The organism is Halopseudomonas formosensis, assembly GCF_900115905.1.
Lineage (GTDB): Bacteria > Pseudomonadota > Gammaproteobacteria > Pseudomonadales > Pseudomonadaceae > Halopseudomonas > Halopseudomonas formosensis.
In genome coordinates this window covers 296156-318340 of sequence record NZ_FOYD01000001.1, presented here as the reverse complement: position 1 = coordinate 318340, position 22185 = coordinate 296156, and the positions used below count along the sequence as shown (strand labels likewise).

The window sequence follows — 22185 nt, the reverse complement described above, 5'->3', positions numbered from 1 at the left end:
GACCTGCACCTGCTGGATGACCGCCTGCGCGCCTTCGTAAAACTGGAAAACACCCGCAGTTAGGGCAAGGAACTGCAAAACCCGCGCGATGAAAGTCGTAACGACATTCATCAGGCCTTCGTTGAAAGCAACCTCGATCTGGGCCGGCAGCGCCTGCCGATTCGCGCCGGCCGCCAGGAAATGGCCTATGGCGTGCACGCGCTGGTGACTTACGCCGACACCGCGAATATCCGTCAAACCTTCGACGGCCTGCGCCTGACCCTGAACGGTCAGAGTGGTCGCACGCTGGGCGCCTTTACCATGCGCACCGAGCGCCACGAAGATGGCAACTTCGATCACAAGTCCGACAACAACACCCGTTTCTACGTATGCGCTCCGTAAACCCCACCTTCCAGCAGGGCTGCTGATCAGTAACTATTGACCTGTCCGCAGTTCCACGGCAGCAGTGCTTCGTAGTCAGCGGTGGTCGTGGCCAGCGGCAGGCGCACCAGCACGTGGCGCAACCAGGCATAGAGTGGCCTTGGCCGTTTCGATCAGGCTGTAGAGCAGCGCGCTGGCATGGGCGCCCTTGGATGTGTCACTGAACAGCCAGTTTTTGCGACATCATCCGTCACCAGGTAGCCCCGATAGCCTGTGAGCAGGCGCAAATGCCGTGCCAACAGGCCAATGGGGAGGAGCGCACAGTCACGGCATCGCCCCAATGGGCACCGAACAGCTTGATTTCAGACAGGGCTTGCAGGGTGATCTGAATGTCGGCCTGGGCCCGCGCCCGGCTGGGCCGCACGCTGCGCTGCTCATTGAGATTGCTGTTGATCAGCGCTTCGGCCTCGGCATAATCGGTCGAAGCCAGAATGCTGCGGCTGGCGAAAGGCAATTGGGGTAGCGGATGTGTAGCCATGCTCCCTCCCTTGTCATTGTTATGGGGCTGGGCTATCCAGCCAGAACGACAATAGGCCCATGGTACGCCCATGGACCTGAGTTGATGTACTGCGCTCACCGACGGTCAGTCGCTCTCCAGACCAATGGCCCGCAGCCCGGCCCGGGCGCAGGCCTCGTCCTCGGCTTCCGAGCCACCGGAGACACCGATACCGCCAACGCACTGCCCATGGACCAGAACCGGCAGCCCTCCGCCAAACACCACCAGCCGGGGACGCTGGGGAAAACCCAGACGCATGGCCGGGTTGGCCTCGAGGATGCCGAGCCAGGCACTGGTCGGGAAACCGAAACCGGCGGCGGTATAGGCCTTGTCACGGGCGATATCGGCCGAATGCAGGAATGCGTCGTTGTGGCGCAGATAGGCCAGTTCCAACCCGGCCCGGTCCACCACGGCAACATGCACCTTGATGTCCAGTTGTCGGGCATGCGCCATTGCCGCCTGGGCTGCTGCCAACGCTGCCTCCCAGTGCAAGCTGGACTGCTGACTCAGTTCAGCCATACAGATCTCCTCAGTTCATCCAGCCGTAACCGGCCAGAGCGCGTTGATGATCATCCAGGTCGAAGCCAAACAAGCGCTCGGGCATATGCTGACCACCCAGACCAAATGCCGCCTGCAACAGGCACAAGGTATCGGTACCGTCATCGTCGAACCCCGACTCATAGGCCAGCTCGACATTGCCGCTCATAGCCTGCTGCCATTGCTGCTGCTCGACCCAGTGACTCATCAAGCCACGCCAGTACGAATCATGTAGCGGCCGCTGGGCTTCGGCCCGGGCGTCTTCGCGCACCCGGTCCAGACACACCAGCAGAACACAGTCATCACGCCAGGTACTCAGGGCCTGACCGATCTGGCGACACCGCCATGCGCCCAAGTCCCGACTCAAACACAGCTCGATGCATTCACCCGGGGCCGGTTCACACAACTCCGCCGCGACATCCGCCAGTGCCGGATGCGGCAAGCATTCGACCTGAACCGCAAGCCCCTGCCCAGCCAGCAGACTGGCCAGGCTCTGTAGCCGCTCACTGCAGGCAGGGCCGGCCGACAGCCGCGCACCACTCCCGGTGTGCTCGATAGTGATGAACACCACAGCCTCGACCGCCGTGCCCGGCTCGACCAGCCGACTGATCAGCGGTGCCGGACGAGATACCGCCGGCCGGCCATCGCGGCAGGACAGAAACAGCGTCGGTAACGTGCGCGCGGATGCCATAGCTGCCTCCTGGAGCTGTCTTAGCGCCTGACCTTGCTCGCCGGCTCGCCACCAATCCCGAAATGCGCTTTTGGCATCTCACTGATGATTACCCGGACACTCGGCAGCGGCGCATCCAGCGCCCGGGCGATAGCTTCGCTGACTTCGCGGATCAGCGTTTCCTTCTGCTCGTCGCTGCGACCTTCAAGAATGTGCAATTGTGCAATCGGCATAGTTCTCTCCTCAGACAAACCGGCAGGTCACACTGCCCAGCCCCTGGTAACGCACACTGATATTGTCCCCGGCTTCGACCGTGATCGCCGCAGTGATGCCGCCGGTCATGATGAAGCTGCCCGCCGGAATGTGCTCGCCGCGCTCAGCCAGCAGGTTGGCCAACATAGCGACGCTGGAGGCCGGATGCCCGAGTACTGCGGCACCGGCACCGACATCGACTACCTCACCGTTCTTTTCCACCACCACACCGAAGTTCTTCAGGTCGACGTCTTCGACATTGGCCATCTGCCCACCGGTAATGAAACGGGTCGAAGAAGCGTTATCGGCCACCACGCTGATCAAATCGAACTTGAAGTTCTCGTAGCGTGAATCGATCACCTCGACAGTCGGCACCACATAATCAGTGGCTGCCAACACATCACCGATGTGACAGCCCGGGCCCTTGAGCGGGGCCTTGGTAACGAAGGAAATTTCTGCCTCGATCTTCGGGTGAATCAGTTCTTTGGTATCCACCACGCCGCCATCCGGTACGCTGAAGTAGTCGGCAAGGAAGCCGTAGATCGGGGTTTCCACACCCATCTGCGCCATCTTGGCCCAGGAGGTCAAGCCCATCTTCAGACCGACGATCTTGTTGCCCCGGGCTTCCTTGCGCCGACGGATTTCCCACTGGATATCGTAGGCATCGGCAAAGGTCATGTCCGGGTAGTCATTGGTGATCTTGTGAATGTCGTGGGCCTGCAGTTCGGCATTCTCGATATGCTCAGCCAGCGCCAGCACCTGCTCACGGGTCAGGGTTTTTTTTTGCTCTTTCATGCCGATTGCTCCTGTTTTTTCAGCAGATCCAGTGCCACATCCACGATCATGTCTTCCTGACCGCCGACCATACGGCGCTTGCCCAGCTCGACCAGAATGTCGACGGTCTTCAGCCCATACTTCTGGGCCGCCACTTCCGAGTGACGCAGGAAGCTGGAGTAGACCCCGGCATAACCCAGGGCCAGGGTTTCACGGTCAACCCGCACCGGGCGGTCCTGCAGCGGCCGGACGATGTCATCGGCGGCGTCCATCAGGGTGTACAGATCGGTGCCGTGCTCCCAGCCGAGGCGTTCGGCGGCGGCAATAAAGACTTCCAGCGGTGCGTTGCCGGCCCCGGCACCCATGCCGGCCAGGCTGGCGTCGATGCGGTCACAGCCTTCTTCCACGGCGGCGATGGAGTTGGCCACCCCGAGACTGAGGTTGTGGTGGGCGTGAATGCCGGTCTGGGTTTCGGGTTTGAGTACATCTTTCAGTGCGCGGAAGCGGTCACGGATATCCTGCATGCCCATGGCGCCGCCAGAGTCGACGACATACAGGCAGGTGGCGCCGTAGTCTTCCATCATCTTCGCCTGCTGGGCCAGACCCTGCGGGGTCTGCATGTGGCTCATCATCAGAAAGCCAACGGTGTCCATGCCCAGCTTGCGCGCGTGTTCGATGTGCTGCTTGGATATATCGGCCTCGGTGCAGTGGGTGGCGACGCGGACGATGCGCGCACCGGCGTTGTAGGCATTGTCCAGGTCATGGATGGTGCCGATGCCGGGCAGCAGCAGTGTGGCGATCTGTGAATGGGTGACCACTTCGGCCACTGCTTCGATCCATTCCAGGTCGGTGTGTGCGCCGAAGCCGTAGTTGAAACTGGAGCCTTGCAGGCCGTCACCGTGGGCGACTTCGATCGAGTCGACCTTGGCCTTGTCCAGGGCTCGGGCGATGTCCTGCACGTTCTTGATCGAGTACTGGTGGCGGATGGCATGGCTGCCGTCACGCAGGGTGACGTCAGAGATATAGAGTTTTTTGCCGGGATTGAAGGTCATGATGGTCTCCTCAGGCCTGGGTCATCGACTGCGCCATACGCTCGGCGGTAGCCAGCGCAGCGGAGGTCATGATGTCGAGGTTGCCAGCGTAGGCCGGCAGGTAATGGGCGGCGCCTTCGACTTCGAGGAAGATCGAGGTTTTCAGCCCGCTCAGGTGGCCGAGGCCAGGGACGTTCAGCGGCTGGTCTTGCGGGATCACGTCAAACTGGACCTTCTGCTTCAGGCGGTAGCCGGGTACGTAGCTGTTGACGGCCTGGACCATCTCTTCCACCGAGGCTTCCACCGCGGCCTGGTCAGCCAGTTCGCTCAGTACATACACGGTATCGCGCATGATCAGAGGCGGCTCGGCCGGGTTCATGATGATGATTGCCTTGCCACGTTTGGCGCCACCGATCACTTCAATCGCCTTGGAGGTGGTTTCGGTGAACTCGTCAATATTGGCGCGGGTACCCGGGCCGGCTGACTTGGAGGAAATCGAGGCGACGATTTCGCCGTAGTGCACCTTGGCCACGCGGGAGACGGCGGCGACCATGGGGATGGTGGCCTGGCCACCGCAGGTGACCATGTTGACGTTGGCTTCGTTGATATGTTGCTCAAGGTTCACCACCGGCACGCAGTAGGGCCCGATGGCCGCTGGGGTCAGGTCGATGATCCGCAGGTCCGGCTTGTGGTCGCGCAGAAACACCTCGTTGTGCCGGTGGGCACCGGCCGAGGTGGCATCGAAGATAAAGTCGATGTCGGCAAATTCCGTCATCTTGACCAGGCCATCCACCCCTTCATGGGTGGTGGCCACGCCCATGCGCGCAGCGCGCGCCAGGCCATCGGATTCGGGGTCGATGCCAACCATCGCTCCCATGGCGATATGCTCGCTGTTGCGCAGGATCTTGATCATCAGGTCGGTGCCGATGTTGCCCGAGCCGATGATCGCGGCTTTCAGTTTCTTGCTCATGTTTATGCCCTCGTTGGGGTAACACTTGTTCTGTTCTGGTGGCTGGCATTGCCTGCGTCATGGAATGCTTCGCTACGCTCGCAATAACGCTGGAGGGCTCCATAACTCTTCACCATCATTGCGAGGGCCATAGGCCCGCGACAAATCCAGTCAGGTAAAGCGCACGCTGGCTGTACCGATGCCACCAATGCTGACTTGCATAAAGTCACCCGCCTTGACCGGCTCCAGCGGCACCAGCGAACCGGACAGGATGACTTCACCGGCCTTCAGCGAAATGCCGAACTGACCCAGAGTATTGGCCAGCCAGGCGACGCAGTTGACCGGTGAACCCAGCGCCGCAGCGCCGGCACCAGTGCTGATGATCTGGCCGTTCTTTTCCACCACCATGCCGCAGGTGACCAGATCGACCTGGCGCGGAGAGACCGCGTGGTCACCGAGCACGAACAGGCCGCAGGAGGCGTTATCAGCAACTGTGTCCTGAATAGCGATCTTCCAGTCCTGGATGCGCGAATCGATGATCTCGAAGCACGGCATCACACATTCTGTGGCGGCCAGCACATCGGCGTTGGTCACGCCCGGGCCGGTCAGATCCTTTTTCAGGATGAAGGCGATTTCGCCTTCGGCGCGGGGCTGCATCAGCTTTTCACTGATCGGCATGGCTTCGCCGCTGTTGTAAACCATGGCGTCGGTCAGGTAGCCGAAGTCCGGCTGGTGCACATTGAGCATGTTCTGCACTGCCTTGCTGGTGACACCGATCTTCTTGCCAATCACCCGCTCACCAGCATCCAGCCGGTTTTGCAGCATGCGCAGGGAAATGTCGTAGGCGTCTTCGATGCTGATATCGAAGCCACGGCTGGTAAGTGGGCTGACTGCTTCACGCTTGAGCATGGCCTGGTAAAGCTCGTCGCCGAGTTGGTTGATCTGGGTCTGATCCATGGTCAGTGTGCTCCTGAAGCGCTGTCGGCTTCGCTGAGAAAATCTTCCACCAGCCGCGCGAAGCGACCGGCATGTTCGATCTGGGTCCAGTGGCCGCAATGGCCGAATACATGCAACTGTGCGTTGGGAATCAGCTCGGCCAGTTGCAGTGACGCCTGTAGCGGGATCACCTGATCCTCGCGACCATGAATCACCAGGGTTTCGTGTGGCAGGTTGCGGATATCAGCCTCGGCACTGGCCAGACCATCGACCCAGCGCTGGCGCGGGGGCGGAAACATCTGCGCGAAGGACTCCTGGAAGCCCGGGCGAATGCTGGCCTGGTAGCGCAACTCGGCCAGTTCGTCGGTGACCAGACTGCGGTCGTAGGCGAAGGTATCCATCAGCCGGCGCATGGTCTCGAACGACGGCTCATAGCCCCAGACCTCATCCAGGCCGGGAGTAATCGGGAAGCTGACCCCAACGCTGCCCATCAGTACCAGCCGACGCACACGCTCGGGGTACTTGATCGCCAACGCCAGGGCGATGCCGCCGCCGAAGGAGTTGCCGACCAGATCGGCCTGTTCGATGCCCAGGGTATCGAGTACACCGATGGCGTGCTCGACCCAGACATCGCGACGGTAGTCAGGCTGCTCCGGGCGTTCGCTGTAGCCGAAGCCGAGCATGTCGGGGGCAATGACACGGCGCGACTCTGCCAGGGTCGGCATGATCAGACGCCAGTTGGCCCAGGCAGTGACGCCGGGGCCAGAGCCGTGAATCAGCATCAGCGGAAAACCTGTGCCGCTGTCGTGCAGGTTGGTCTGGAAGCCGGCAGCAGTGATGCTGCGACCGACTTCCGGGCTGTTGACAGGTACGGTCATGGGCGCCTCACAGCTTCACGCAGATGTTTTTCAGTTCGGTGTAGAACTCCAGCGAGTGCACACCGCCTTCACGACCGATACCTGACTGCTTGCTGCCACCGAAGGCGGTACGCAGGTCACGCAGGAACCAGCTGTTGACCCAAACGATGCCGGCTTCAAGTTGCCCTGCAACGCGATGGGCGCGGGTCACGTTCTCGGTCCAGAGCGCCGAAGCCAGGCCGTAGGGCAGACTGTTGGCCAGCTCGATGGCCTCTTCCTCGGTATCGAACGGGCGGATATGGCAGCAGGGGCCGAAGATCTCTTCGGTCACCACCGCCGAGTCGTCCTGCAGACCGGTCCAGATAGTCGGCTGTACCCAGGCGCCATGCGCCAGTTCGGCTGGCATGTCCGGCACGCCACCACCAGTGATCACGTTAGCGCCGTCGTCGACCGCCTTCTGGTAGTAGGACAACACTTTCTCGCGGTGCTTGAGACTGATCAGCGGGCCGAAGTTGCTGCGCTCATCGTCCGGCGGGCCGATCACCAACTCTTCAGCGCCGGCCTTGAGGCGGGCGACGAACTCGTCAAAGATCGGCCGCTGCACGTACACCCGCTCGGTGCCCAGGCACACCTGACCGCAGTTGGCGAACGCCGAACGCAGGGTGCCCTCGATGGCCTTGTCCATATCGCAGTCGGCGAACACGATGCCAGCGTTCTTGCCACCCAACTCCAGCGATACCTGACGCACGCCGTTGGCGGCGGCCTTCATAATGGTTTCGCCAGTGCCGGTCTCGCCGGTAAAGGTATAGGCATCAACATCCGGGTGTTCAGTCAGGAAAGCGCCGGCCGAGTTGCCGCCGAAGCCATGCACCACGTTATAGACCCCATCAGGCACGCCGGCCTGCTTCATCACCTCGCCCAGCAGCGCAGTGGTGGTCGGGGTTTCCTCCGACGGCTTGACCACCACAGTGTTGCCGCAGGCCAGCGCCGGGCCGACCTTCCAGGTCATCAGCAGCAACGGCAGGTTCCACGGGCAGATCACCCCGATCACGCCCTTGGGCCGGCGTACCGCATAGTTGAGGGCCCCGGTGCCATCGGGAGTGGCCATTTCGAAGGCCTCAGCGGCGATATTCTTGACCAGGTCGGCAAACACCTTGAAGTTGGCCGCACCACGCGGAATGTCGATGTGGCTGGCCAGCGATTTGGGCTTGCCAGTGTCCTGACATTCGGCCTCGAGGAACTCGTCAAAACGGGCGTTGATGCCGTCAGCCACCTTGTGCAGGATTGCCGTGCGTTGCTCCACCGTCATCCGCCCCCACGGGCCCTTGAGCGCGTCACGCGCAGCCTTGACGGCAGCGTCGACCTCTTCACGGCCAGCTTCGTGCACCCGGCTGATGACCTTGCCGTTGGCCGGGTTGACGTTGTCGAACAGCCGGCCATTGGCCGAACCGACGTATTCACCGTTGATGTAATGCTTGATCTCTTTCATGGCTACGCAAGTCTCGTCGAACAGGGGTGTATCAGGTCAGCACGCTGAGGAAACGCTCGTTGAGCTGACGGTCGTGGTAGAAAATCGCCTTGCCGAGATCTTTGGCCATCCAGGTCACCGGCTTATGGTCGGGGTAGTAGTAGTCACCACCGCAGAAGACCTCATTACGGTTGCCGGAGGGATCAAAGAAATAGATGGTCTGCCCGTGGGTCAGGCCATGGCGGGTCGGGCCGATATCAATCGAAGTATCGGTCATCGAGATCAGGTCAGCGGCACGCAGGACCTGCTCCCAGCTATCCAGATAAAAGGAGGCATGGTGGAACTTGCCCTTCTCCGGATGCTTGATGAAAGCGATGTCGTGCGCTTTCATCGACACGGTAAGGAACTGGGCAATGCGGTCACCGTTGTCGTCCAGAACCTGCTCGGCCAAATGAAAGCCCAGTACATTGACGAACAGGTCATAGGTGGCCGCCAGTTCATCGCCGTACAGCAGACAATGGTCGAAACGTACCGCCCGCATGCCACCCAGATCGCGCGGCCAGGCTTCCGGATTGACGTTGGAGACGCCCCACTTTCCGGTGTATTCCTTGTCTGCATACAACTCGAAGAAGTGCCCGCTCGGGGCCTGGAAGCGCAGGCGGCGGCCGCAGCCCTTGAGCTCTTCAGCCGGAATGTCTTCCACCGCACAACCCCAGGCCTGCAAGTCTTTGCCCAATTGGGTGAGGGTGGCATCGTCGACGACCTTGAAGCCCATGAAATCCATGCCCGGCTCATCATCGGGACTGAGTACCACGGAGAACTTGTCGACTTCGGTCCAGGCCTTGAGGTAGACCCGGCCCCGGTCGTCGCGGTCCATCTCGATCAGCCCCATCAGATCCGCGTAATGGCGGACCGCTGCATCGATATCCAACACCCGGAGCTGTACGTGGCCGGGACGCATAACGCCTTTTTTCATGACATCACCTCATTAGACTTGTTGTTGGGTGCTGGCCAGCTCGGCGGCCGGCCGATATTCAAAGGTCAAATCGGTCAACGGGTAGACCCGGCAGGCCAGCACCTGACCACGGCGGCGGGACTGCTCATCAACATGTTTTTTGCTCATCGGGCCGCAACTGAACTCACCGCTGACCACCTGCACCTTGCACAGGCCGCAACCACCGCCGCGACAGCCGACCGGGATGCAGCGCTTGCCGGCCAGTTCCATGGCCTTGAGCAGGGACTGCTCACGTGAGCAACTGAAGTGCAGACCCTTGACCAGCTCGATCATTTCGAATGTGTCAGTCATGGTTGTTGTTCTCGACTGCCGTTCGTATGGTTGGCACGCCAGTCTGCGAAAGCTGGCGTGCCGGCGGTTATCGCGGCTGCGCAAGCGCTTGCGCTCCCGCGCAGCTTTGTTTTCAGATGCGTTTGAACAGAGCCGAGCGCTGGATCTCTCCGGTGCCATCGGCGGCGGTGTAGAAGCGCTCCATGAAAATGTCGCGCTCAAACAGCCGGCCCTGCATCAGGACGGTGATGGCGGCATCGATCATCGGCGGCGGCCCGCACAGATACGCCTTGTGGCCGGCAAAACGGCCATCGAAATGAGCCTTGGCAGCGTCATGTACATAGCCGCGGAAACCGTGCCAGTCGCTGTCTTCGGCGGCCTGGCTGAGTGCTGGGACATAGGTGAAGTTGGCATGCTCAGCAGCCAGGCGCTCAAACAGCTCGCGGTTGTACAGCTCAGCCCGATTGCGCGCGCCCTGAAACAGGGTAATCTGACGCGTATCGCCCTGCGCCAGCAGATCGAGGATCATCGATTGCGGACTGGACAACCCGGAACCGCCAGCGATAAAAATCAGATCGCCGGGCTGCGAGCCACGCACGAAGAACATGCCATAGGGGCCGGACAGCTTGAGGCTGTCACCAACCTTGAGCTGCTGATGGATATACGTGGTAGCGGCACCGCCTTCGACCAGGCGCACATGCAGCTCGACCTCGTCGGGCCGGCTCGGCGGGTTGGCCAGCGAGAACGCCCGGCTACCCTCGATGCCCGGCAGCTCCAGGTTGATGTACTGCCCGGCCTGGAAGGTCATGGGCCGGTCCAGCGTCAGGCGGACACCGAGAATGGTCGGCGACAGCTCGACCAGTTCGCTGACCGTGGCCTGGTAGTCCTCGACTGGATAGCCCTCGAAATCCTCATCAACGTCGATGTCGGCCTCGATGGTCACATCGCTCTGCACCGTGGCGCAGCAGGCCAGCACCTTGCCTTCGTCACGCTCAACATCCATCAGCGCGAACGGAGAGGCTTCGCCGATATCCACATCGCCGTCCAGCACCTGGACCTTGCAGGTGGCGCAGGTACCGTGGCCACAGGCAAACGGTAGCCAGACCCCCTGACGCAGGGCAGCCTGAAGAATAGTCTGGCCGTCATCGACTTCAATCTGCTCGCCGGTGGGCTCGATGGTGACTGTGTAGCTCATGACAATACCCTCAGGTTGCGCTGCCGCCGATGCCATCCAAGCCCGGGGTAGTCAAAGTCAGCATGCTCTTGTGGCCAATGCCGCTGTCCTTGAGGCTGGCCGCCAGATCCGGGGTAAACGGCTGGTCATCCAGTTGCCACTCGACGCGGCTGAAATCCAGACCGGCGCTGTCCGGGTGCGCGGCAATGGCCGGACGCAGGACCTGCTCAAAGAAGTCACCCAGAGGCATGTCCGGCGCCGCCAGAAAGGCGAACGGCGAGCAAAACATCAGGTGTTTGCGCCAGTAGACATAGACCAGTTGCATGCCGTTGAAGTTGGCCTGCAGGTCCTTGGGTTCGGCACTGTAGGGATAAAGGGCTTTTACACTCATGGGGTGTCACCTTGTTCTTGTAGTGGCCCCGGCCGGTGACCGGGGCGGCAGTTCAGGTTGTGGCTTCAGGCGGCATCCTTGGAGTCATCGGCACCCAGCGGCTTATTACCCTTGATCGCCTGCCAGCGCCGGTGATCGGGCGAGCCGAGGTACTCGAGATTGTCCTGGCCGATATTGATGTGGTAGTACTTGGCGACCACGGTCTCGAGATCCGCACCTTCGCAGTTGCCCTGGTAGATCTGGTGCACCGGCAGCCAGGCCTGGATGTACTTCTCGGGCTCGTGCTTGAAGATGTCGCAGCAACCATCTGAGCAGAAGTGATAGCGCTCACCGTCGTGCACCAGGCTGCGATGGCTCAGCTGAGTCGGGTCATCCGGCTCGGTAAACAGAGTCGGTACCTGGCAGACCTGGCACAGTTGCGGCAAGGTGTTGTTGTAGAACCGCTCGCCCTTTTCCTGCTGTTTCTGCCAGTGCTCGAAACGCGGCCGGTAGTACTTGTCGAAAGTGTCCGGATACTGCTCGGACAACCAGTTCATTTCCGCCTCGCTGGGAATCCAGGTGTGGAAGTTGGTGGCCTGGCTGTACTGGTAGAAGGTCGACCACAGCTGGTGGCTGATATGGTGCTTACCCTTATTGGCGTCGTCCTGGTACTTGGGCGGACGGATGCCATAGCGCTCCAGATCCCTGAACAGCGCACCACCGTTCTGCTCGTAATAGACTTCCCAGGCGTCCTTCCAGGACATCACCTTGTTCGGCAGCATGTAGTCCATCATCATGCTGACCAGGCTCAGCAGCCGGTAACCCCGCCAGAACCACTTGTCGATCCAGCGCTGGACGATCGGCACGTTGTCTTCATGTTGTTCCAGCATGAACTTGATCACTTCCAGACCCAGGGTCATGTGCCGGGCCTCGTCGGACTGGGCTGAGAAACCGAAGGTCACGGTGGCCATGTCGCCGTTGTAGGCGGCACCAGACATGAACGGCACAAACAGCAGGTTGGTCAGTACGTACTCGAAGGAGAACGAGATCGCGGTAAGGAACTCGAACGGACCGGCCGAGCGGGCATCGTCGAAGAACGACTTGGGCACCGACAGGAACCACACCCGGTCATGCATGTGGGCAAAGTCATGCAGGCCGTTGAAGTGCTTGTTGTAGTGGCTCATGGCGTGGATCTGTGTCTGCACGTGACGCAGTTCGTCGATCGACTGCATCTGGCACGCCACTCGCGCGCCGGCGCCACTGAAGTGCCGGCCAACCTTAGCGTAGCCCTGGAAGGCACCATACTCCAACGGTGATACCCCGGTCAGGAACAGCTTCAGCGCGTTGACGTAACGGGCATCGGAAATGTTTTGGTGGCCGTTGTTCTGAGCAAAGGCGTCGAAGATCGCATACAGCTTCTTCTCCTTCTCGGCCTGATACTTCCAGTAGGCGTCCATGGTCAGGCGGAACGGGTCTTCCCATTTGTCCCAGTCTGTGATCTTGATGCCCTCGAAGCGCTCATAGGGGAAAATATCTTCCTTCTTCTGATAGCTTGGCTCCCAGGCCATGTCGCGGGTCAGGTACTGGTACTTGTCTTTGAGACTGAGTTTCTTGTTCTTGGTCGCCATGACGAATCTCCTAGTTTTTCCACTCGAGGATGAAGTGATCGTCATCCTCATCCACGTTGCCGCCGATACTGATCACATCCAGGAGCATTTCCTGCACGTCCCACTCGCGGCCGATCTTTTCTTCAACCGTGTGACGGTTTATCACCAAGCGCTGCTCGGCCTGAATGCGAATCATGGCCGGGTGGTGTTGTACTTCGGCGTGGGGGTTGTCCTCGGCAATCGCCTCGACCAGATAGCGGGCGTTGTCGTTGTCCTGAAACACTATGAAAGCGAGCTGGCTCATGCGGCGATCTCCTGTGCAGCGAAACCCAGTTTCTTCAGGCGCGCCGCAAACTGGGCGGCTACCTCGCTCAGCGCCGGGGCACCAACACTGGCCTCGGCCAGCGGTGCCAACGCGGTGACCACCCGCGGCTGCCAGACCTCGATCCAGGACTGCAACTGCTCGACATTGGCCTCGCTCTCGGCGCGCACGGTCTTGACCATGGCATCGACCCAGCGACTGGACTCGCTGAACCAGTCGCGCATGAATTCGGTGAGCATCGACACATCCTCGGCACCCTGTTCAGCCAGCCACTGATCGAAGTGCTGATACATCAGCGGATACAGATGACCATCGATGATCAGGTTCTGCACCAGGGTCAGTTCGAACCAGTCCTTGATCACCAGACTGTCCTCGACCAGCCGGCGCAACGGCTGCCACAAGGCGTCTTCCAGCCAGTAGGTTTTGGATCGATCCAGCGCCTCACCGGTACCCCCATCGATCAGCAGGGCAATACGCGACAGGTACTGGCCCATGCCCAGGCGATCCATGGCCTGATAGATATGCAGCTGGGTCATGGTCCCGGCCACGCAGTCACCGGCCACGCTGCTGTTGTTCATGTTGGCGCCCAACTCGACATGACGCAGCGGCACCAGCAGACGCAGCAGGTTTTCCTGCACAGCATCAGGCAGGCGGGTCAGCAGTCCGCGCTTGTCGCAGAAGCTGAAGTTGTACTCGGTGGCTTCCTGCATCTTGGCCCGGCTCTGCACGTAGACGCCGTAGTAGAACTGACGCGGATCGGTCACCGCGTGCCAGTCGGCCATACGTACGGCGCTGCGGCCGGGGTCATTCAGACCATGCTGGGGGTCCCACAACGGCCGGTAATGAAAATTGGTGGTCGCTTCGATGTCGTAGCTGGCCTCCTGATAACGTGAAGCTGGCTTGTCGCCGAAGCGGCGTTGAATATTGCTGTAGGTGTGGCGGATCGGCTCCACCGCATGGGTTTTGATTTCAATGCTCATAGCAACCGTACCATCTTGTTTTTGTAGAGGGGTGTGCAGTACCGGGGTCAAAGATGGCCCTTCTCGCCGAAGCGCCACTTGACCATCTCTTCATCGACCTGACGGGCCATTTCCTCGTCCATGTGCACCACATGGTTGTGCTTGCAGAACTGCTCGAAAGCCGCCTGTGGCAGTACCAGCTCGACAAACAGATCGGGATGACCGATGGCAAAGTCGAATTCGACAAAGCGGGCACCCGGTTCACTACGAACCCGGATGTAGCGGGTCATCTCGTCAAAGCTCTGCTGGGGTTGGCTCATGGTCGTTAACCTGCGGTCGTTGTTGTCTACGAGTGATAAAGCAACGGCTGTGCCAGAGTTGCCATCACACGCCCAGACCAAAGACCAACACACTGATATAAAAGGGGAAAATTATTTTCTGCCATGCTACTGGCGACGTTCTTCCAGTCATTGCGGATGATTGCCGACAGCCGAACTTTGATGATTTGATCAAATCCACCAAAGCATCTGAGCAAATGCTCAGGCGCGACCTAACATGGTTAATGAGCCTCTGCGCGATTGATCGTTTGATTGATTTTTGAGCACGATCAAGGCGATGATGGAAAACGCACCCTTGTGATCACTGTCTCAAGCCAAGACAGGCTGATCACCACCCCACACAACAACAATAGGGGCCCGACGCCATGACGATCAGCTATAAGTCACAGCTGCAGTATTCGGATTTCCAGGATCTGAGCGAACAGATCCGTTTCCAGAGCGCAGATGGCAAGATCTGGTTCGGAGAACAGCGCATGCTGCTGATGCAGGTCTCGGCCCTGGCCAACTTCCGCCGTGAGCTGGTCAACAGCCTGGGCATCGAACGGGCCAAGGGTTTCTTTCTGCGCCTGGGCTACCAGTCTGGGCTCAAGGACGCCGAGCTGACGCGCAAGTTGCGCCCGGACTGCAGCGAGCTCGACATATTCCTCGCTGGCCCGCAACTGCATTCGCTCAAGGGCATGGTCAAGGTCCGGCCGATCCAGATCGACATCGATCAGCAGTCCGGCCACTTCTATGGCGAGCTGGAGTGGATCGATTCGTTCGAGGTGGAAATCTGTCAGACCGAGCTGGGCATGATGGACGAACCGGTGTGCTGGTCACTGCTTGGCTATGCCTGCGCCTATACCTCCTCATTCATGGGCCGGGAAATCATCTTTCGCGAAGTGAGCTGCAAAGGCTGCGGCGATGAAAAATGTCTGATCGTCGGCAAGCCGGCCGAAGAGTGGGAGGATGCTGCCGAATTCAAGCAGTATTTTCGTGCCGACCCGATCATCGAAGAGCTCTACGATCTGCAATCACAACTCAGCTCGTTGCGTACCAGTCTGGAGCAGCAGCAAGGTCAGTACTACGGTATCGGCCAGTCGCTGGCCTACAAAAAGGTCTGCAAGATGATCGACAAGGCCGCTGACAGCAAGGTCTCGGTACTGCTACTGGGCGAAACCGGGGTCGGCAAGGAAGTAATCGCGCGCAGCGTACACCTGCGCAGTGAGCGCGCCGAGAAGCCATTCATCGCAATCAATTGCGCAGCGATTCCCCCGGACCTGATCGAGGCCGAGCTGTTCGGGGTCGAGAAAGGCGCTTACACCGGCGCCAGCCAGACTCGCGCCGGACGCTTCGAGCGCGCCCATGGCGGCACTATTTTTCTGGATGAAGTAGCTGAATTGACGCCCCGGGCCCAGGCCACCCTGCTACGCGTGTTGCAGGAAGGCGAACTGGAGCGCGTTGGTGATTCGCGCACCCGCAAGATCGATGTGCGGGTGATTGCCGCCACCAACGAAAGCCTGGCTGACGCAGTGGAAGCGGGAAAATTCCGCGCCGACCTGTTCTATCGGCTCAACGTATTCCCGGTGAAGATTCCGCCGCTGCGCGAACGTATCGAAGATCTGCCGCTGCTGGTCGAGCACTTTCTGCGCAAGTTCCACCGCGAATACAACAAACGCACCCTGGGCCTGTCCGACAAGGCGCTGGAGCTGTGCCTGCGTTATCGCTGGCCCGGCAATATCCGCGAACTGGAAAACGTCATTGAGCGCGGGGTGATTCTGACCGATAGCAACGAAACCATCAGCCTGGATGCACTGTTTGCCGTGTTTCCCGAACACTCGGGTGACTGCCCGGAGGAGCGCCTGAATGCCAGCGGCCAGTTGGTTCATGCCCATAGCCAGGTCAGCGGGGACTGGGTCAGCCATATCCTCGAACAGCAGATCAGCCTGGATCAGGTCGAGGAGCAACTGATGCGTGGGGCCATGGAGCTGGCCAACCAGAACGTTTCACAGGCCGCCCGCCTGCTGGGCCTGACCCGTCCGGCCCTGGCCTACCGACTGAAGAAAACCGGCATCCTTCTTGAAGACAGCGAAGCCTGATACCCATAACTGCCCGCCGGAGCCCTTCCTGGCGGGCACACCCTTTTAATGAAATCAGCAAGCACCCCGAGCCGCTTGATCATTTGATCAATATCAAATCCACGCAATCGGCCAAAACCTTTTCAATCGCCACCCTGGCACAGTAAAAAATCTTTACCAATCAATCACCTGAAAACACTTAACGGTCTCTGGCACAGGCGTTGCTTTATGTCTCTCCAGCCGCATTGCACACAACAACAAGACCATGACGGTGACTCACCATGTTCGATCTACCTCTGCGCCTTGTGCGCCCTGTTCGTCAGCCCCTGCGGTTGGCACCTCTGGGACTCATGCTGCTCTGGTTGGGTGGCTGCGAAGCTCCACTCGATCTTGAGGCAGTCCAGCAACAGAGGCTGCAACCCATCCAGCGCACCGACTTCTACCAGTCCATGGCCAGCAACGACCAGCTCACTCTGCTGGCCGGCAACCACGGGGTGGTGCTGATCAGCTCCGACCTCGGCCAGCATTGGCAGCGTCAGCAACTACCCACCGACATGGGCCTGATTGATCTGGATGTCTGCCCTGACCAGAGCTTCATCGCTCTGGCCTTCGACAACCAGCTCTGGCACATCAGCCCCGATGCCAGTGACTGGAGCGCCCACCCATTGCCCAGCAGCGAGCAGATGATGACCGCTACCTGCGCCCCGGACGGCAGTTGGTGGGCCGCCGGCAGCTACAGCACCCTGCAAAGCAGCCATGATCAGGGCCAGAGCTGGGACGAGACCAGCCTGGATGAAGACGCCATTCTCACCACCCTGCAGTTTATCGACGCCGACCAGGCAGTAGTCACCGGGGAGTACGGGCTGGTGTTCACCAGCCGCGACGGCGGCCAGAGCTGGGACCCGGCCGGTAGCCTGCCCGATGAGTTCTACCCGCACACCAGCCACTTCCGCAGTCTTGATGAGGGCTGGGTCGGTGGCCTCAACGGTTTCATCTGGCATACCCGCGATGGCGGCGACAGCTGGCGGCGCCAGCCGACCAGCACAGAGGTCTCGATCTTCGGCTTTATCAGTGGCGAGCATGGCCTGTATGCGGTTGGCGACAACACCACGGTGCTGAGTCTCAACGGTAGCCGCTGGCAGTCGCTGCCAACCCCCGAACAGCCGCTATATCTGCGCGCTGGCCAACTACTGCCGAATCAGCAACTGCTGGTCGCCGGTGGTCGTGGCCTGCTGCTGAACCTTGAACTTCCAAAGGCCTTGGCGGCCAGTACTGACTGAGGGTATCGACATGTCTGGATTGCACCGTTTCACCCATGCCATGCATAGCCTCGAAGCGTGGATATTCAACAATCCACGCAAGGTCTTGGTCGCCATCGCCCTGCTGACCCTGATATTCGCCCTAAGGATTCCGGGACTGAAGATCTATACCGACTTCGCCGATCTGCTGCCCCAGCAGCATCCCTACATTGAGCTGCACAACAGCATCAAGGACAGCTTCGGCGGGGCCAACGTGCTGGTGGTCGGCATCGCCTTCGACGAGGGCGATATCTTCAGCAACGCCAATCTGGCGACCATCGACCGCATCACCCATGCGGTCGACAGTCTGCCAGGGGTCAACCACAACCTGGTTTCCAGCATTACCCACCGCAATTCGCGCAAGATCTGGCTGACCGAAGTCGGCTCAATCAACTCCGAGCCCTACTTTGAAGCCGAGCGCGCACCCTACAGCGCCGAGCAACTGGAGCAGATGCGCGCCGACGTAGCCGCCAACCCGCAAATCTATGGGCCACTGGTTTCCTCGGACTTTCGGATGGCACTGGTCAAGGCCCAGTTGATCGAAGGCCAGCTCGATTACGAGCAGATATTTGCCCAACTGCAGGCGCTGCGTGAGGCGGAAACCCGCGATGGCATAACCGTGTATGCCACCGGCCAACCAGTGCTGGTCGGCTGGACCTATACCTACATGGATCAGATCCTGCAGATCTTCATCTTCACCGTGCTGATCATGCTCGCCCTGCTGGTCTTCCACTTCCGCAAGGGCTACGGCGTACTGATTCCGCTCGGCGGAGTACTGATCTCGACCATCTGGGGTCTGGGGATCATCAGCCTGCTGGGCTTCAATCTCGACCCGCTGGGGCTGGTGATTCCATTTCTGATCGCCGCCCGGGCCATGAGTCACGGGGTGCAACTGGTCGAACGATACTATGCCGAAGTGCGCGAATGCGGCGATAGCCCGCAGGCGGCGCGGGCCACTTTTGAAAGCCTGTTCCGGCCTGGTTCGCTCGGCGTGATCTCCGACGCTGTCGGTTTGTCGCTGATCGCCATCGGCTCAATTGCCCTGAATACCAAGCTCGGCATCTACGCTTCCCTGTGGGCTACCACCGTGATTCTCACCGTGCTGATCGGTGTGCCACTGCTGCTGTCGATCCTGCCAGCTCCGAAAAACCCGCAACTCAAGGAAACCTTCCTGCGCCACATTGGGGTCGTCTGCGCCAATACCATCAGCCGCCCGAGCGCCGCGCACATCACCCTGAGCATCGCCGCCCTGGCGATCTTGGTTGGCCTGTTCTCGGCCTCACAGGTGCGTATCGGCGATTCCGAGCCGGGCTCACCGATTCTCTATCCCGAGCATGACTACAACCTGTCATCCAAGGAGGTCAACGAGCGGTTCCCCGGTTCCGAAGAGCTGTACATCATCGCCGAACACGCCGAGATCGGCGGGCTGAAAAAGCCCGAGGTACTGCGCGCCCTGCAGGATCTGCAGGCGCACATGCTGGCCGACCCCGGAGTGGGCGGCAGCAAGGGTTTGCCGGATCTGATCAAACAGGTCAACCGGCTGATGCACAACGATGATCCGCGCTGGTTCCAGATTCCCCACGAAGCGGATTACGTCGGCGGGCTGATGTTCACCTACATGGCCTCCAGCCCGATCCCTGGTGCGCTCGACGAGTTCAACGACACCGACGACCGCGTCGCCAACCTTGTTTTCTACTACAAGGACCGCCAGGGCGAGACCATCCGCCGCGCCATCCACATGGCCCGCGAATGGATCGCCGAGAACGAGGGCAAGGTTGAGGGTCTGAGCATTCGTCTGGCCGGCGGCACCCTGGGGGTCGCGGCGGCGATGAACGAGTCGGCGTTCGAAACCAACCTGATCGTATTGCCGCTGGTGTTCCTGCTGATCTTCGCCTTCGTCATGCTGTTCTACACCTCCTGGCATGCCGGACTGATGATGCTGCTGGCGATGCTGTTCGCCACCACTCTGACCTATGCCTACATGGGTCTGGCCGGACTCAATATCGACATCAATACGGTACCGGTGATCGCGGTCGGCATTGGTGTGGGTATCGATTATTCGATCTACATGATGGACCGCATTCGCGAAGAAATGGCCAAGGGCGGCCGCCTGCTCGAAGCGGTACGCCACGCCATCGCCACCACCGGCACGGCCATCAGCTTCACTGCCGTGACCCTGATGGCCGGGATCATCATGTGGGTGATCCTCTCCGACCTGCGCTTCCAGTCCGACGCAGCGTTGCTGCTGTGCGTGATGATCGTCATCAACGGCCTGGCCGCCATGCTGCTGGTGCCGTCCTGGGTTCTGGTGTTCCGCCCTCGCTTCATCACCAATGTTTACGCCGACGAGGACGGCATCCTGCATGCCGACCGCGATACCGCGCTCAACTCTGCCCTACCCGCCCACACCCAGGGCGATCCAATCCCGGGAGCTGGCTGACACCCCGTCCGCCACTCCTTTTTCAGCCCTCAAGAGGAACTGCCAATGCAAACAACAAGAAAAAGCCTCAGACACTGGAGTGTCGCCCTGCTCGGCGGCGTCGGGCTGGCGCTGACTCCGCTGGCCGGTGCTATCGCCAGCGAGGAAACCAAGATTACCGGTTTCTACGAGAACGCCACCTATGTCCGCGACCATGTCGGCCTATCGAAATTCCGCAACACCCTGCAGCTCACTGCCGAGCGCAAACTCGGCGAGCGCGGCCCGTTCAGCAACGTGTCCTGGTACGGGGTATTACGCGGTAGCTACGACGGAGTCTACGACCTCAATAGCAGCGAATACGGACGAAAGGCCGGTGGCGCAGTCAGCCTGGAGAACACCAGCGGCCTTGGCGGCAGCACCAGCGTGCCGCACGGTAGCGGCCTGAAACTGCCCAACAGTTTCGACGTCGCCAACCACCCCAATCGCGGCATGATCGTACTCGGCGAAAACCTGCACAACACCTCCGGCGGAGCCGCCTTCGGGGTCCCGGTGCGGCCCTGCGACAAGGATAAGCGCGGCTGTATCAACGGTTATCTGGACAAGGACAGCAACGACCTGCGCTTTTCCGAGTTCAACGACCGGCTGGACTTCATCCGTGAGCTGTATGTCGACTTCGACTATGGCTTCGATAACGGCCACATTCTCAGTACCCGGCTGGGCAAGCAGCAGGTGGTCTGGGGCCGGACCGACCTGTTCCGGGTACTGGATGTGATCAACCCGGTGGACTTCTCACGCAACAATATCTACGACGAGCTGGAAGACATCCGCATCCCAATGTGGATTCTCAAATCCGACTACCGCATGGGCGCCGGCGACGTCTTCGACGACCTCAATCTATCGTTCGTGTGGAACTTCGATCGCTTTCGTCCGCATGACATCGGCCAGTGCGGCTCCCCCAACGTGATCCTCGACGCCGGCTGTTTCTTCCGCGGCATGAACACCCTGTGGGAGTACGGCGGCACCGTGGCCAACTTTGCCGGCGGGGATATAGCCACCGACTTCGGGCCTGGCCAGATTGGCATCCGCAAGGCCCACATGCCGGCCTGGAGCCTGTCCAACACCCAGTTCGGTCTCAAGCTCGAAGGGGTCTATGGGGATATCGGCTTCTCGCTCAATGCCCTGACCTACCGCAGCCAGCTGCCATCCCTGCGTGGCGGTATCCCGGCGCAGAACGGCTTTACTGGGGAAACCGGGATCTGGCCTAGCCTGATCGCCTTCGATATCCACTTCCCGCGGGTCAACCTGCTCGGCGGCTCACTCGACTACTACTCGCAAGGGCTGGATACCGTGTTCCGGGTTGAAGTCGCACACACCGAAGGTGAGGAATTTGCCAACACCATGAAGAGCCGGCTGTACTCGGAAAACAGTGTGACCCGCTATGTGATCGGCGCCGACAAGAACATCTTCATCCCGGCCCTGAACAGCCGCCGGGCATTTCTGTTCTCCGGGCAGGTCTTTGGTCAGCATATCCATCAGTACGAGAGCGAGAAGCGCGAACTGGGCCGGGTCGGCATCCCCGACTGGAAGGCCAACTGGATCGGCACCCTGCTGGTCAAGGGCTGGTGGGTGCGTGATCGCCTGAGCCCGCAGTTGCTCGCCGCCCACGACTTCCGTGCCGGCGCCACCACCGTAGCGCCCAGCATCGAGTGGCTGATCAGCGACAACCTGCGACTGATCGGCGGTGCCAACCTCAAGGTCGGCAGCGGTGCCAACAAGTTCGACGATTGCCGCACCTGCAACCCCTGGGACCCCTTCACCGCCGCCTTCCCCGGCCATCCGGAGGGCCACAGCCTTGGTCTGGGCGGTTATGAGCCGCTGGGTCGCTTCCGCGCTGGCCCGCTGGGCATGGCCAAGGGCCAAGACGAACTGCAATTGACACTGCGCTACAGCTTCTAAAACGAGGACT

The 22185-nt window shown here is 60.4% G+C and carries 23 protein-coding genes and 1 pseudogene; 5 read left to right on the top strand and 19 right to left on the bottom strand.

The genetic code is table 11. The annotated features are described in order from the left end of the window. Nucleotides 1-72: 72 nt before the first annotated feature. Entirely contained in the window at nt 73-381 is a 309-nt protein-coding gene (locus tag BM046_RS01590) for an alginate export family protein (RefSeq protein ID WP_090536296.1), read from the top strand. 26 nt (nt 382-407) lie between these two features. Here BM046_RS01590 and BM046_RS01585 read toward each other — a convergent pair. From BM046_RS01585 to BM046_RS01495, 19 genes and pseudogenes are all read right to left on the bottom strand, one after another. Then, nucleotides 408-600, bottom strand: a pseudogene (locus BM046_RS01585) (transposase domain-containing protein); the annotation flags it as partial. 10 nt (nt 601-610) lie between these two features. Then, a complete protein-coding gene (locus BM046_RS01580) occupies nt 611-898 on the bottom strand; it encodes a hypothetical protein (RefSeq protein WP_143084130.1) in 288 nt (95 codons plus the stop codon). A 105-nt stretch (nt 899-1003) separates the two neighbouring features. Next, entirely contained in the window at nt 1004-1435 is a 432-nt protein-coding gene (locus tag BM046_RS01575) for a GlcG/HbpS family heme-binding protein (RefSeq protein WP_090536291.1), read from the bottom strand. 10 nt (nt 1436-1445) lie between these two features. Further along, the gene (locus BM046_RS01570) at nt 1446-2144 is read right to left on the bottom strand and encodes a hypothetical protein (RefSeq protein WP_090536290.1); all 699 of its coding nucleotides are present in this window, start codon (nt 2142-2144) and stop codon (nt 1446-1448) included. Between the two features lie 20 nt (nt 2145-2164). Then, complete coding sequence (locus tag BM046_RS01565; protein WP_080049218.1) at nt 2165-2356, bottom strand: 2-hydroxymuconate tautomerase; 192 nt, start codon at nt 2354-2356, stop codon at nt 2165-2167. A 10-nt stretch (nt 2357-2366) separates the two neighbouring features. Continuing rightward, complete coding sequence (gene dmpH, locus BM046_RS01560) at nt 2367-3170, bottom strand: 2-oxo-3-hexenedioate decarboxylase (RefSeq protein ID WP_090536288.1); 804 nt, start codon at nt 3168-3170, stop codon at nt 2367-2369. After that, nucleotides 3167-4201: a 4-hydroxy-2-oxovalerate aldolase gene (dmpG, locus tag BM046_RS01555; RefSeq protein WP_090536286.1), complete on the bottom strand. Its 1035-nt coding sequence runs from the start codon at nt 4199-4201 to the stop codon at nt 3167-3169. The genes dmpH and dmpG overlap by 4 nt, the downstream gene beginning before the upstream one ends. A gap of 10 nt (nt 4202-4211) precedes the next feature. Next, a complete protein-coding gene (locus tag BM046_RS01550) occupies nt 4212-5150 on the bottom strand; it encodes an acetaldehyde dehydrogenase (acetylating) (protein WP_090536284.1) in 939 nt (312 codons plus the stop codon). Nucleotides 5151-5300: 150 nt separating this feature from the next. Beyond that, nucleotides 5301-6086 carry a 2-oxopent-4-enoate hydratase gene (gene dmpE / locus BM046_RS01545; RefSeq protein ID WP_090536282.1) on the bottom strand — a complete coding sequence of 262 codons (786 nt, stop codon included), beginning with the start codon at nt 6084-6086 and terminating at the stop codon, nt 5301-5303. Between the two features lie 2 nt (nt 6087-6088). Continuing rightward, complete coding sequence (locus BM046_RS01540; RefSeq protein ID WP_090536281.1) at nt 6089-6943, bottom strand: alpha/beta fold hydrolase; 855 nt, start codon at nt 6941-6943, stop codon at nt 6089-6091. Between the two features lie 7 nt (nt 6944-6950). After that, nucleotides 6951-8411 carry a 2-hydroxymuconic semialdehyde dehydrogenase gene (locus BM046_RS01535; protein ID WP_090536279.1) on the bottom strand — a complete coding sequence of 487 codons (1461 nt, stop codon included), beginning with the start codon at nt 8409-8411 and terminating at the stop codon, nt 6951-6953. A gap of 31 nt (nt 8412-8442) precedes the next feature. Continuing rightward, the gene (locus BM046_RS01530; RefSeq protein ID WP_090536277.1) at nt 8443-9366 is read right to left on the bottom strand and encodes a catechol 2,3-dioxygenase; all 924 of its coding nucleotides are present in this window, start codon (nt 9364-9366) and stop codon (nt 8443-8445) included. Nucleotides 9367-9378: 12 nt separating this feature from the next. After that, nucleotides 9379-9696 carry a 2Fe-2S iron-sulfur cluster binding domain-containing protein gene (locus BM046_RS01525; protein ID WP_090536274.1) on the bottom strand — a complete coding sequence of 106 codons (318 nt, stop codon included), beginning with the start codon at nt 9694-9696 and terminating at the stop codon, nt 9379-9381. 112 nt (nt 9697-9808) lie between these two features. After that, a complete protein-coding gene (locus tag BM046_RS01520) occupies nt 9809-10870 on the bottom strand; it encodes an NADH:ubiquinone reductase (Na(+)-transporting) subunit F (protein ID WP_090536272.1) in 1062 nt (353 codons plus the stop codon). Between the two features lie 10 nt (nt 10871-10880). Then, entirely contained in the window at nt 10881-11240 is a 360-nt protein-coding gene (locus BM046_RS01515; RefSeq protein WP_090536270.1) for a phenol hydroxylase subunit P4, read from the bottom strand. Between the two features lie 65 nt (nt 11241-11305). Further along, nucleotides 11306-12847, bottom strand: a complete 1542-nt coding sequence (locus BM046_RS01510; RefSeq protein WP_090536266.1) for an aromatic/alkene/methane monooxygenase hydroxylase/oxygenase subunit alpha — start codon at nt 12845-12847, stop codon at nt 11306-11308. A gap of 10 nt (nt 12848-12857) precedes the next feature. Next, complete coding sequence (locus tag BM046_RS01505; RefSeq protein ID WP_080049206.1) at nt 12858-13130, bottom strand: MmoB/DmpM family protein; 273 nt, start codon at nt 13128-13130, stop codon at nt 12858-12860. After that, nucleotides 13127-14128, bottom strand: a complete 1002-nt coding sequence (locus BM046_RS01500) for an aromatic/alkene monooxygenase hydroxylase subunit beta (protein ID WP_090536264.1) — start codon at nt 14126-14128, stop codon at nt 13127-13129. Before BM046_RS01500 ends, BM046_RS01505 begins: the two co-directional genes overlap by 4 nt. Before the next feature lie 47 nt (nt 14129-14175). Then, the gene (locus BM046_RS01495; RefSeq protein ID WP_090536263.1) at nt 14176-14427 is read right to left on the bottom strand and encodes a phenol hydroxylase subunit; all 252 of its coding nucleotides are present in this window, start codon (nt 14425-14427) and stop codon (nt 14176-14178) included. Nucleotides 14428-14810: 383 nt separating this feature from the next. Here BM046_RS01495 and BM046_RS01490 point away from each other — a divergent pair, with 383 nt between their 5' ends. From BM046_RS01490 to BM046_RS01475, 4 genes are all read left to right on the top strand, one after another. After that, nucleotides 14811-16523: a sigma-54-dependent Fis family transcriptional regulator gene (locus BM046_RS01490; RefSeq protein WP_090536261.1), complete on the top strand. Its 1713-nt coding sequence runs from the start codon at nt 14811-14813 to the stop codon at nt 16521-16523. A gap of 260 nt (nt 16524-16783) precedes the next feature. Continuing rightward, nucleotides 16784-17782, top strand: coding sequence for a WD40/YVTN/BNR-like repeat-containing protein (locus BM046_RS01485; protein ID WP_090536259.1), 999 nt, complete (start codon nt 16784-16786; stop codon nt 17780-17782). A 10-nt stretch (nt 17783-17792) separates the two neighbouring features. Next, on the top strand, nt 17793-20240 hold the full coding sequence (locus tag BM046_RS01480) for an efflux RND transporter permease subunit (RefSeq protein WP_090536257.1): 2448 nt from the start codon (nt 17793-17795) through the stop codon (nt 20238-20240). A 45-nt stretch (nt 20241-20285) separates the two neighbouring features. Beyond that, nucleotides 20286-22175 (top strand): DUF1302 family protein, encoded by a 1890-nt coding sequence (locus BM046_RS01475; RefSeq protein ID WP_090536255.1) that lies wholly within the window; start codon nt 20286-20288, stop codon nt 22173-22175. The last annotated feature ends 10 nt before the right edge of the window (nt 22176-22185 follow it).

Bases quoted from the DNA above. Each gene is read 5' to 3' on its own strand.
- BM046_RS01580 (WP_143084130.1), bottom strand. From the start codon at position 898: ATGGCTACACATCCGCTACCCCAATTGCCTTTCGCCAGCCGCAGCATT.
- BM046_RS01575 (WP_090536291.1), bottom strand. From the start codon at position 1,435: ATGGCTGAACTGAGTCAGCAGTCCAGCTTGCACTGGGAGGCAGCGTTG.
- BM046_RS01570 (WP_090536290.1), bottom strand. From the start codon at position 2,144: ATGGCATCCGCGCGCACGTTACCGACGCTGTTTCTGTCCTGCCGCGAT.
- BM046_RS01565 (WP_080049218.1), bottom strand. From the start codon at position 2,356: ATGCCGATTGCACAATTGCACATTCTTGAAGGTCGCAGCGACGAGCAG.
- dmpH (WP_090536288.1), bottom strand. From the start codon at position 3,170: ATGAAAGAGCAAAAAAAAACCCTGACCCGTGAGCAGGTGCTGGCGCTG.
- dmpG (WP_090536286.1), bottom strand. From the start codon at position 4,201: ATGACCTTCAATCCCGGCAAAAAACTCTATATCTCTGACGTCACCCTG.
- BM046_RS01550 (WP_090536284.1), bottom strand. From the start codon at position 5,150: ATGAGCAAGAAACTGAAAGCCGCGATCATCGGCTCGGGCAACATCGGC.
- dmpE (WP_090536282.1), bottom strand. From the start codon at position 6,086: ATGGATCAGACCCAGATCAACCAACTCGGCGACGAGCTTTACCAGGCC.
- BM046_RS01540 (WP_090536281.1), bottom strand. From the start codon at position 6,943: ATGACCGTACCTGTCAACAGCCCGGAAGTCGGTCGCAGCATCACTGCT.
- BM046_RS01535 (WP_090536279.1), bottom strand. From the start codon at position 8,411: ATGAAAGAGATCAAGCATTACATCAACGGTGAATACGTCGGTTCGGCC.
- BM046_RS01530 (WP_090536277.1), bottom strand. From the start codon at position 9,366: ATGAAAAAAGGCGTTATGCGTCCCGGCCACGTACAGCTCCGGGTGTTG.
- BM046_RS01525 (WP_090536274.1), bottom strand. From the start codon at position 9,696: ATGACTGACACATTCGAAATGATCGAGCTGGTCAAGGGTCTGCACTTC.
- BM046_RS01520 (WP_090536272.1), bottom strand. From the start codon at position 10,870: ATGAGCTACACAGTCACCATCGAGCCCACCGGCGAGCAGATTGAAGTC.
- BM046_RS01515 (WP_090536270.1), bottom strand. From the start codon at position 11,240: ATGAGTGTAAAAGCCCTTTATCCCTACAGTGCCGAACCCAAGGACCTG.
- BM046_RS01510 (WP_090536266.1), bottom strand. From the start codon at position 12,847: ATGGCGACCAAGAACAAGAAACTCAGTCTCAAAGACAAGTACCAGTAC.
- BM046_RS01505 (WP_080049206.1), bottom strand. From the start codon at position 13,130: ATGAGCCAGCTCGCTTTCATAGTGTTTCAGGACAACGACAACGCCCGC.
- BM046_RS01500 (WP_090536264.1), bottom strand. From the start codon at position 14,128: ATGAGCATTGAAATCAAAACCCATGCGGTGGAGCCGATCCGCCACACC.
- BM046_RS01495 (WP_090536263.1), bottom strand. From the start codon at position 14,427: ATGAGCCAACCCCAGCAGAGCTTTGACGAGATGACCCGCTACATCCGG.
- BM046_RS01490 (WP_090536261.1), top strand. From the start codon at position 14,811: ATGACGATCAGCTATAAGTCACAGCTGCAGTATTCGGATTTCCAGGAT.
- BM046_RS01485 (WP_090536259.1), top strand. From the start codon at position 16,784: ATGTTCGATCTACCTCTGCGCCTTGTGCGCCCTGTTCGTCAGCCCCTG.
- BM046_RS01480 (WP_090536257.1), top strand. From the start codon at position 17,793: ATGTCTGGATTGCACCGTTTCACCCATGCCATGCATAGCCTCGAAGCG.
- BM046_RS01475 (WP_090536255.1), top strand. From the start codon at position 20,286: ATGCAAACAACAAGAAAAAGCCTCAGACACTGGAGTGTCGCCCTGCTC.